Source organism: Deltaproteobacteria bacterium (assembly GCA_016218975.1).
Taxonomy (GTDB): domain Bacteria; phylum Desulfobacterota; class Deferrimicrobia; order Deferrimicrobiales; family Deferrimicrobiaceae; genus JAENIX01.
Genome location: JACRCO010000082.1, coordinates 1 through 10,206 on the forward strand (window position 1 = coordinate 1; position 10,206 = coordinate 10,206).

The following is a 10,206-nucleotide window of genomic DNA, read 5'->3' on the forward strand; positions in this document are numbered from 1 at the left end:
TCGCTCCGCCGGCGGCCGCGGCGGCTTCCGCGGCCATCCATGGCCGCTTATCCTCGCTATTCGCTCGGCGCCGCCTTGGGTTCAACTCCGGTTAGCCTCCACCAAACGCAGAAAAACCGACCCAACTGAAAAACAGTGGTCGGTTTTCGGGATCGTTTGGTGGAGGCGGGGGGAGTTGAACCCCCGTCCGAAGACTCTTTACTCAGGGCTGCTACGTGCGTTTCCGGTCGTTTGGATCTCGTCTTCGGGGACCCCGGCCGGCAGGGTTCCCTTCGACCATCCCGGCTTGGATTTCACCGTTCCGCCCCCCGGGAGGGAGCATCCGGCTATCCCGTAAGCTCGACGCCCTTCCGTTTATACGGGCATTCAACGGTCGGACGTACGCGGCTTAAGCCGCGTAAGCGTAGCTATAGTCGTTGGCGACTATGTGGTTCCCGCTTTTGACGAGGGTGCGGGGCCTCGGCACGCAACCCAGGAGCATCGACGTCCCCGTCGAATCCGTTTCGCCCCCGTTCGTTTCAATTAAAGGATACCACCACGAGGCAAATTGATAAACAGGCCCGGCGCCTGTTTGAAACGGCAATGGCCGGGCGGGACTTCGGCTCCCATCCGGCCACCGCCTTATGTGAAGTCCACCTTCGCTCCGCGCGTGGGAAAAACCATGCGCTTCGGAGCTACGGCGGATCACGCCGCCTTTCTGTACAACGCCGACCTCCCCAGCCACCTGGAAAAGGTCGTCATCCTGATCCCCCAGCGATGTTCGAGTTGCGGAATGTCCACCTGGTATCCGACCCGGTTGAACCACAGGTACATCAGCGCGAAATCGTGTCCGACGGCGGCTTCCGCTTTTTCATCCGGTATCTGTTCGTACCGGACTTCACGGTTCGATGCGCAGGAGATCTGCATGACGATATCGCGCATAGTCAGTTCGTCCCCCGCGAGGTCGATATCCTTCCCAAGGAACTCATCCGGACGCAGGAACGCCTCGGAGGCGAATTCTCCTATGTCGGACAGCGCGATCATCTGCAGCTTCCTCTCCGGATGAACGGGGGTCGTCATTACCCCCTTCTCGATCGACGGGGCAAGCCACGGCGAAGCAAAATTCTCCATGAACCATACGGGCCGCAGGATCGTGCATGCCTGCCCGGTTTCCTTTATATACGATTCCACCTTTGCCTTGCTTTCGAAATGCGGGATCCCGGTGTTTTTATTCGCTGCGCAGACCGACGTGTAGACGATTTGCGGAGCGCCGAACTTCCAGCAGGCCAATACGATCTCCTTCCCTTGCTGCATTTCGGCTTCCGGCCCCTTCTCGAATGGAGTGCCCACGATGAAGACCCCGTCCGCGCCGCGGACCGCCTCCTTCAGGCTTTCCCTGTCATCGAAGTCGCCGCGCAAAACTTCCGCTCCCCGTTGCGCCAATTCCCTGGCTTTTTCGGGAGACCGCGTAAGCACTCGCACGTTCTGCCCTTTCGAAATAAGGCAGCGGGCGACGGCGCCCCCCTGTTGGCCGGTTGCCCCCGTGACGAGTATCGTTTTCCTCGATGCCATGATCGAGTCCCTCCTTGAACTTCCGTTTCCTGGTTAGATGCCCCTTATGGCCACGGGAATCGCTTCCCGGACCGATAAATACCCGATGCTATAATCCTTCCCCATGTCCCGGATGAAAGTTCTCCTTCCGTTCCTTTGCCTGTTATCGACGTTCATCGGCGTTGACGCCCGCGCGTGCGACATGCTCACCATTGCGGCGGTCGGGGATATCATGATGGGCACGACATGGCCGGAAGAGATGCTTCCACCCCGGGACGGGGACGGGATTTACGACAACGTCCTCGAAGGCTTGCGTAACGCCGACATCGTGTTCGGAAACCTGGAAGGGCCGCTGCTTGACGGCGGTGAGGGGATCAAGTGCGGCAGGAAGAAGCGCGGGAAAAACCTGTGCTTCGAGTTCCGCACCCCCGCCCGGTATGTGCGACATCTTCAGACAGCGGGTTTCAATGTCCTTAACGTCGCGAACAATCACTCTTTCGACTTCGGTCCCGAAGGGGTGGAGAACACCATTCTTGCGCTGGACAACACGGGGGTCCGGGCGACCGGGGGCGAGAATGTCGCCGTGTTCTGCATCAAGAGCAAGCTCGTCGCCGTGGCTGGTTTTTCCTACTCACCACTCTCTTCCCATTCCTTTCCCATACAGGATCCGGCCGAGGCAGCGGAATTCATCGGCGGATTGAAGGAAGGGCACGACCTTGTCATCGTGTCGTTTCATGGGGGGAGTGAAGGGAAGGATGCGATGCGCGTGCCTGACGGCGACGAGATCTTCGCGGGGACGAATCGGGGGAACGTAGTGCGTTTCGCCAGGGCGGCGATCGACGCAGGCGCGGACCTCGTGCTTGGACACGGGCCGCATGTTCCCAGGGCGCTGGAACTCTACAAGGGGAAACTTATCGCCTACAGCCTGGGTAATTTCCTGACGTACGGGAGATTCAACATACAGGGGCCCAGCGGTGTGAGCCTTGTGCTGCGGGCCGGGATTGATCTGGAGACGGGGAATTTCGTCGGCGGGGCGATCGTCCCGGTGGAGTTGCGCGAACGCGGGATTCCATTCATCGACAAGGACGGAAAGGCGGTGAATCTCATCCGTGAGCTGACCGGGTCGCGGGGATTCCCGTCAGGGCTCGTCATCGAGGAAGACGGGAAAATAGTGCCGGCCTCGGTCAAGGATGATGAATGACATCATGGAATGTGCGTTGATCAACGGGTGAGCCGGAAACGATGAGCCGGGGCGTTATCAGATCTCGTCGACCTGTTCCTGCAGCGGGATACGCCGCCCGCCGATGAAACGTTTGTAGTAGTACGGTGCGTCCATGCTGTCGATCTTGACCTTGCGTTCCCTCGAAGAAGCGTGGATGAACTGGTTGTTGCCGAGATAGATGCCGACGTGCGAAGGGAACTTGGCGTAAGTCCGGAAGAAGACCAAATCCCCGACGGATAGCTCATCCCGGCTCACCTTCTCTCCGTGTCGGAACTGTTCCCTCGCCGTCCTCGGAAGAACGACATCCAGCACGCCGAAGACCTTCTGCACGTAGCCCGAGCAGTCGATCCCGAGGAACGAACTCCCGCCGAACCTGTATGGAATGTCGAGCATTTTATGCGCGATGCTTATCAACTTCTCCTTGATTCCACCGAGGCCGGTCCCCTTGGCAGGTTCGGTGAGTTCCCGTACCTCCTTGACGACGGGTGATGCCGCGATTTCCCTCAGTTCCCTGGCGATCAGGGATTCCCTGGGGATCTCGGCAGGCGGAGCATCTTGCGGGGGAGGCGCCGCGGCGACAACCGGTTCCTCTTCCTTCTGCTTCCTTACGAGTATTTTCGCCCCAGCCTTTACGCGTTTCGGCTTCCGGATATGATTCAACGCCTTCAATTCCCTGATCGTCATCCCGTACATTTCCGCGATTTCGGAGAGGGTCTCGCCTTTTTCCACCGTGTGAGGGCAGGTTTCAGGCGCGTTGGCGCCCGCAGGCGCCTCCGCCGCTTTGGCCGACCGGGCGGATGAATTTCGCATTGGAATCGTAAGCCTGTCGCCCGGTTTCAGCCGGTCTGATTCCAGGCCGTTCGCCTCGATTATGCGGTCTGCTTTGACGTGGAACTTCTTCGCGATCCGCGCAAGGCTGTCCCCTCTACGGACCTTGTAGACTTCGTCCGCACCGGCAGCCAATGGTATGGCCAACAGGAGAAAAGAGTAAAAAATTATGTGGCGTCGAAGGGTCATCGTGAAAAAATTCGGTTTATTAATTTCCTTTACATTCGCTTGTTTGTCAAGCCGCAATCTTTTTGCAATCTAGTCCGGGTGCGGCAGCCTCGCCAGGCTTCGATGGGTTTGCAGTCTCTTGTCGGCTATTCGGGCCGGTTTCTTCAGTATTTTCGTGTCGTTTTACGTCCTTTTCCACGCACTGCGCGCTCGATGTCGCGCCTGGCGTCCCTTTCCGCGATATCTTCCCGCTTGTCGTAGAGCTTCTTTCCACGGGCCAGCCCGATTTCCATCTTCACATGGGGGCCTTTCAGGTAGATTTTGAGCGGGATGAGCGTGAGGCCGCGCTCCCGGGTCTTTCCGAGGAGATAGTCGATCTCCTTGCGCCGGAGAAGGAGTTTGCGGACCCGCAATGGATCGATCACGCGAAGGTCCCCGTGGGAGTATGGCGATATGTGCATGTTTTCAATGAATGCTTCGCCGTCCCGGACAGCGCCGTGGGCATCCTGGATATTGACCCGTCCCTGGCGGATAGACTTCACTTCGTACCCGTGCAGAACCATGCCGCATTCGAAGTTTTCAAGGATATGGTACTCGTGCCGGGCGCGCCGGTTCGTCGCGACTATTTTGACGCGCGATTCAGGCTTCTCCGTCATCTGGTACGCTCGTAGCGTGGAATGCCGCCGACAACTGTCATATGGACGTTATTACCGCCCGTCCGATCCACCAGGTTCCTGATTGCCGCGTCTCCTTCTCCATCGGGATTGTCCGCCACGATGAAGTCGGCCGCTCCCCCGGGCCGCAACGTGCCGCACGGCAGCCCAAGTGCCGCCGCCCCGTTTTCGGTGGCGGCACGGAAAAGCACGCCTGATAGTTCCGTTTCCACGAGTCTCCCCCGATACAGCGAACGCGCCGCCCTGATCTCCTCCCATACGTTCAGGTCGGGCACCGAACCAAGGCTGTCCGTCCCGAGCGCGAAGGGAACGCCGGTATCCACAAAACGGGTTACATCGGGATGGCCGTTTCCATGCGCCGAGTTGCTTCGTGGACAAAGAACGAACCGCGCTCCCGTCCTTCGCAGGCTGGCGACCTCGTCGGGAGACAGGTGGACATTATGCACCAGGAGAAGCCCTTCGCGTAACAGCCCCGCGCTTCGAAGATAGTTCTCGATGGGCATCCCGATTCCGCGGAACCATGAGACGTCCTTTCCGACGGCGGGATAAAGACGGGTTGCGACGTGTCCGCCGCCGCTCGAAAGAAATTCCATTTCGGCGGGGGACTCCGCCAGGTGGAGGCAGACGGGAAGATTTTTCCGCGCGGCGAGGTTCCCCATGGAACCGAGAAGCGCCGGTCCCACGGTGTAAAGGGTATGCGGGGAGATGCCCGGAACGACTATCGACCCGACTGCCCGGGATGATTCTTCCAAATCCGCCAATACCGCTTCTACGGCGTCCAGGACCTCCGCGGCAGCGTCCGGAGCGAACCCGATTCCTTCCGCGAAGACCCGGGCTCGCAGCGGACATGTCGAGTAGGCTGCCGGATCCGGCCCGCAGACTTCCCCGACGGAAGTGGTCCCGCAGGATAGAGCCTCCTCGGAACCAGCCTCGAAGTTCCGCCTGAACTCCCCGGGCGGGGCATTGCGCTTCCATGCGATGACGCGAAGGATCCATTCGACGAACGGAGACTCGCCGGCGGATGCTCCGGCAAACGGGATTTCCAGGCGGGGTATCTGCAGATGAGTATGAGCGTTTACGAGGCCGGGAATGACGGCGGCGCCGGGGAATTCCCTTCTTTCGAATCCGCCGGGGATGCTCCGTTCCACATCTCGGGGCCTGCCGGCCGCCACGACGGCGCCTTCCAGCACCGCCACCGCACCCGGGGAAAGCACGGTCGAGGAATCCAAAAAAATGCGCGAGGCGATGTATACCTTCGCCCCGCGCCCCTTGTCTGCGCTATCTCTCATTTACCAACAAACGGGGACGTTCTTAAAAACGGGGACATACTTAAAAACAGGGACGTTCCTGAGTTTTTTCTGATAACTGTGGTAAAAAAACTCAGGAACGTCCCTGTTTTTAAGTATGTCCCCGTTTTTAAGTAACGTCCCTTTTTGTAACTTCCCCGATTTCAAATCTACCGGGCGGCGGCGACCCGGGGGATCTGGCTCTCCGATTCGACCTTCCGCTTCACGTTGGTGATCCGGTTCTTGGCGTCGACGTAGACAAGCGTCGGCTGAAAGTCCGCCAGCTCCCTCTCGTCGTAGGCCGAGAAGGCGGCGATGATCACCAGGTCGCCCTTGCTTACCTGGCGGGCAGCCGCGCCGTTCAGGCAGATGACGCCGGAGCCGGGCTCGCCGTCGATGACGTAGGTGGAGAAGCGGTTCCCGTTGTCGACGTTCCAGATGTGCACCTGCTCGTACTCGACGAGCCCCGCCGCGTCCATCAGCGTCTTGTCGATCGTCACGCTCCCCTCGTAATGCAGCACGGCGTCGGTCACCGTCGCACGATGGATCTTGCACTTAAGCATTGTGCGCATCATGATGGTTTCCCCTCCAGGGTGATGTTATCGATAAGGCGTGCGGGCCCCACCCGGGCCGCCGCTAAAATCGTCATTCTTCCGGATACCGAAATTTCCCGGGAGAGCGTCACCGGGTTCCGGGCTTCCACGTATTCCAGCTTGGCGCGCGGCTCGGCGGCGATCTTCGCCCGTGCCGCGTTAACCAGCTTTTCCGGGACACGGACTCCCGCCGCGTACAGTTCCCGGGCCGCGCACAGACCCTTGTACAGGCAGAGCGCCGCCGTCCGGTCCTCTCCCTTCAAATACTTGTTCCGCGAGCTCATCGCCAGTCCGTCGGGCTCCCGTACGATCGGCGCCCCCACGATCTCCACGTCCAGGTTCAGGTCGCGCGCCATCGTGCGGATGACGGCGAGCTGCTGGAAATCCTTCTCCCCGAAAACCGCCACGTGCGGCCTCGCGATGATGAGCAGCTTGGCCACCACCGTTGCGACTCCCCGGAAGTGACCGGGCCGCATCGCCCCGCACAGCCCGCGCGAAACGCCGTTTACTTCGATATAGGTCTGGTACCCGTCGGGATACATTTCGTGGACACCGGGGAGAAACACGGCCTCCACGCCCGCCGCCCCAAGCATCGCCAGGTCCCGCTCTTCGTCGCGAGGATATCTCTCGTAATCCTCCCCGGGACCGAACTGGGTGGGATTGACGAAGATCGAAGCCGCGACGGCATCGCATCCCCGCTCTTTCGCGATACGCACGAGGCTCACGTGCCCATCGTGCAGGTAGCCCATAGTCGGGACGAAGCCGACCCGCTTCCCTTCGGCGCGCTGCGCTTCCGACCACGCCCGCATGGCATCCGGAAGGTGAAACGTTTCCATCAGAACGAATGCTCCTTGCCTGGGAATTTCCCTTCACGCACTTCGTCGGAATATGCCTGCACGGCGTCCGCCACCGGTTTTTTCAGCTCCGCGAACCTCTTCAGGAACTTCGGGCGGAACTCGTCGAAAAGCCCCAGGAGGTCCTGCATCACCAGCACCTGCCCGTCGCAGCGCGGTCCGGCCCCGATGCCGATGGTGGGGATCGCGACCCGCTCGGTGATCTCGCCCGCGAGGTCGGCAGGCATCCCCTCAAGAACCATCGCGAACGCCCCCGCTTCCTGCACCGCAAGCGCGTCGTCCATCAGGCGTTCCCGCTGAACGTCGGTCTTCCCCTGCACCCGGTAGCCGCCCATCCGGTGGATCGACTGCGGAGTGAGCCCGATGTGGCCCATCACCGGGATATCCGCCGCCGCGATGGCCCGTATCGTTGCCTCGACGTTTCGCCCCCCTTCCAGCTTGACCGCCTCCGCCCCTGCCTGGAGGAGCAGCCCGGCGTTCCGTACGGCTTCGCCTGGCGACACCTGAAAGGACAGGAACGGCATGTCAGCTATCAGGTATGCCCGCTTTCGCCCTCTCGCCGCCGCGCCCGTGTGCCGGACCATGTCTTCCATCGTCACGCCGAGAGTGTTCGGCAGCCCCAGCACCACCTGGCCCAGCGAATCTCCCACGAGGATGATGTCCACGCCGACCTCGTCGAAGATCTTCGAGAATAGTGCGTCATAGGCGGTGATCATCACGATCTTCCGCCCTTCCGCCTTCATCTTGCCGATGTCCAACACGGTGGTTTTTTTCAAAGCTGCCTCATTAAAAAACAGGCGCCCGCGAAAACCGGGACGGTCCTGACGCTAAAAACAAGTCAAAAACAGGGACGTTCTTAAAAACTCGGCAGATGGATAAGAAAAAAACCTTTTTCGAGTTTTTAAGAACGTCCCTGTTTTTGACTTGTTTTTGACTTGTTTTTATCATTCATGACCTCCTAAAACAAAAAGCCCTCCGGAATCGTTCCGGAAGGCCGCGTAACTCACGTGCCCTGCGGGGGCGCACAGCTTGCGCTTCCTCCCCCGCGTCTCCCGACGATCCCGTCTTGGTCCGGCGTTACCTGGATCCCAGCGGTATGTAGTGCTGCGTCCCGCGTTTAACACTCTTGACTTCTCTTACGAGATGTTCAAGGTCGCGGGGGCTTTCCACGAAATCGATCTCGCTCGTGCCGACAACAAGGAGCGGAGTCTCGTTATAGTGGAAAAAGTACTCGTTATAAGCATCGCCGAGCGTCCTCAGGTAGTCAAGGGAAATGTTCCGCTCGTATTCCACGCCGCGCTTGCGGACCCTGTTCAGCAGGACCTCGGGGCGGGCCTGGAGGTAGATCACCAGGTCGGGCTTCGGGACGTTGGGCACAAGAAGCTTGTATATCGATTCGTAAAGGGCGATTTCGTCGTCTTCCAGGTTGATGAGGGCGAAGATCTTGTCCTTGGCAAGGACGTAGTCCGAAATCACCCCTTTTTCGAAGAGATTCCCCTGCGCCATCTCCCGCTGCTGGCGGTAGCGTGACAGCAGGAAGAAGACCTGCGTCTGGAAGGCGTATTTCCTCGGATTCTCGTAGAAACGCTCGAGGAAGGGATTATGCCCGACCTCCTCCTTCACAAGACGCCAACCGAACTTGTTGGCCAGGATCTTGGCGAGAGAAGTCTTGCCGACCCCGATCGGCCCCTCGATGGCTATATAGCGGGGAATGGTCCGGTCGCCCATGTCCGCTCAATTGTATTCAGCGGCGGAACGCATTGTCCACTACAATTCCTCCTTCGCAACATCGGCAAACCCCCGGAGCTACGTAGGACCCGTCCTCCTCCGGCCCGCCGATAATCCTCCCGCGGAGATACGCCGGCAACGCTCCTGAAACCTTCCCAAATGCCGTCACTCTAATATGGAATACCGCACCAGGAGGCAGCGCGGATGCCTGTTTGGGTCCATCGTATCGAAACCATCCTTCCGGAGTTCTCATTCTCGCAGGAACATGCCTGTCTCAAGATGCAGGAATGGGCGAAGGACGACAGGACGAGGCGGATACTTCGGGTCCTATATCGGCAGTCCGGGATCGAAAGGCGGCACTCCGTGATCGCCGATTTCGACGGGAATTCCGAGGGCAGCTTCTTCAAGACGGGTCCTGGCGGGGTGTTGCAGGGTCCCGGTACGGGCGCACGCAACGAGATCTTCGCCCGCGAATCGAAAGCGATGTCCGTAGCTTTAGCGGGGAAAATTCTCGATCGGTCGGCCGTCTTCGGACCGGGAGACATCACCCACGTCGTTACCGCCTCCTGCACCGGTTTCTGTAACCCCGGCCCCGACTACCACATCGTGCGTGAACTCGGGATGAACCGCTCCACGGAGCGGTACCACCTGGGTTTCATGGGGTGCTACGCTGCGCTTCCCGCCCTTCGTATGGCGGCGGCTTTCTGCAAGGCGAGGCCCGACGCCGTTGTGCTGGTGATGTGCATCGAACTGTGCTCCCTGCATATCCAGGTGAACGGCAACGAGGATTCTCAGCTTGCAAACTCCCTGTTCGCGGACGGCGCCGCGGCTGCGATCGTCAGCGCCCGCGATCCCGCGCCGGGCCAAGGCGCTTTCCGGATCGAAGAATTCCGCTCCGCCATCGTCCCCGACGGTGAGGCCGACATGGCCTGGAGCATCGGCGACCGCGGTTTCGACATCACGTTGTCCAGCTATGTCCCCAGGCTCATAGGCGCCAGCATACGAGGAATCGTCGAGCCTTCCCTGGGGGCGGGCGGATACGCCGTAGCGGACGTAGGGACGTGGGCGGTCCACCCTGGCGGCAGGGCGATCATCGACCAGGTCCAGTCCGGACTGTCCCTTAGACCCGAGCAAGTTGCGGAATCGCGCGAAGTCCTTCGCAGTTACGGAAACATGAGCAGCCCGTCGGTCCTTTTCGTGCTCAAGGAGATTCTGGAACGTCCTTCCGGGAGCGATAGCGAGACGGTCTGTGCAATGGCCTTCGGGCCCGGCCTGACCGCGGAGCTGGCGCTGCTGGAGGCTGTCCGTGCGGGAGCCGGCCGA

The 10,206-nt window shown here is 60.2% G+C and carries 10 protein-coding genes and 1 other RNA gene; 2 read left to right on the forward strand and 9 right to left on the reverse strand.

What is annotated here, in order from left to right:
* Positions 1-157: 157 nt before the first annotated feature.
* Together ssrA and HY896_12330 are read right to left on the reverse strand one after the other, a co-directional pair.
* Positions 158-511, reverse strand: a transfer-messenger RNA (tmRNA) gene (gene ssrA / locus HY896_12325).
* A 173-nt stretch (positions 512-684) separates the two neighbouring features.
* On the reverse strand, positions 685-1,551 hold the full coding sequence (locus HY896_12330; protein MBI5577134.1) for an NmrA/HSCARG family protein: 867 nt from the start codon (positions 1,549-1,551) through the stop codon (positions 685-687).
* Between the two features lie 112 nt (positions 1,552-1,663).
* Here HY896_12330 and HY896_12335 point away from each other — a divergent pair, with 112 nt between their 5' ends.
* A complete protein-coding gene (locus HY896_12335) occupies positions 1,664-2,731 on the forward strand; it encodes a CapA family protein (GenBank protein MBI5577135.1) in 1,068 nt (355 codons plus the stop codon).
* Between the two features lie 57 nt (positions 2,732-2,788).
* Here the strand turns inward: HY896_12335 and HY896_12340 are convergent, their stop codons facing one another.
* From HY896_12340 to HY896_12370, 7 genes are all read right to left on the reverse strand, one after another.
* A complete protein-coding gene (locus HY896_12340) occupies positions 2,789-3,769 on the reverse strand; it encodes a C40 family peptidase (protein ID MBI5577136.1) in 981 nt (326 codons plus the stop codon).
* A 143-nt stretch (positions 3,770-3,912) separates the two neighbouring features.
* Positions 3,913-4,404, reverse strand: a complete 492-nt coding sequence (smpB, locus tag HY896_12345) for an SsrA-binding protein SmpB (protein ID MBI5577137.1) — start codon at positions 4,402-4,404, stop codon at positions 3,913-3,915.
* Positions 4,401-5,711, reverse strand: coding sequence for an amidohydrolase family protein (locus HY896_12350; GenBank protein MBI5577138.1), 1,311 nt, complete (start codon positions 5,709-5,711; stop codon positions 4,401-4,403). The genes smpB and HY896_12350 overlap by 4 nt, the downstream gene beginning before the upstream one ends.
* A gap of 167 nt (positions 5,712-5,878) precedes the next feature.
* On the reverse strand, positions 5,879-6,283 hold the full coding sequence (locus HY896_12355; GenBank protein MBI5577139.1) for an aspartate 1-decarboxylase: 405 nt from the start codon (positions 6,281-6,283) through the stop codon (positions 5,879-5,881).
* On the reverse strand, positions 6,280-7,137 hold the full coding sequence (locus tag HY896_12360; protein MBI5577140.1) for a pantoate--beta-alanine ligase: 858 nt from the start codon (positions 7,135-7,137) through the stop codon (positions 6,280-6,282). The genes HY896_12355 and HY896_12360 overlap by 4 nt, the downstream gene beginning before the upstream one ends.
* Positions 7,137-7,898, reverse strand: a complete 762-nt coding sequence (gene panB / locus HY896_12365; GenBank protein ID MBI5577141.1) for a 3-methyl-2-oxobutanoate hydroxymethyltransferase — start codon at positions 7,896-7,898, stop codon at positions 7,137-7,139. The genes HY896_12360 and panB overlap by 1 nt, the downstream gene beginning before the upstream one ends.
* Positions 7,899-8,232: 334 nt before the next feature.
* Complete coding sequence (locus HY896_12370; protein MBI5577142.1) at positions 8,233-8,883, reverse strand: deoxynucleoside kinase; 651 nt, start codon at positions 8,881-8,883, stop codon at positions 8,233-8,235.
* Positions 8,884-9,087: 204 nt separating this feature from the next.
* Here HY896_12370 and HY896_12375 point away from each other — a divergent pair.
* Positions 9,088-10,206, forward strand: a 1,119-nt coding sequence (locus tag HY896_12375; GenBank protein MBI5577143.1) for a type III polyketide synthase, incomplete at its 3' end; no start/stop codon positions are given.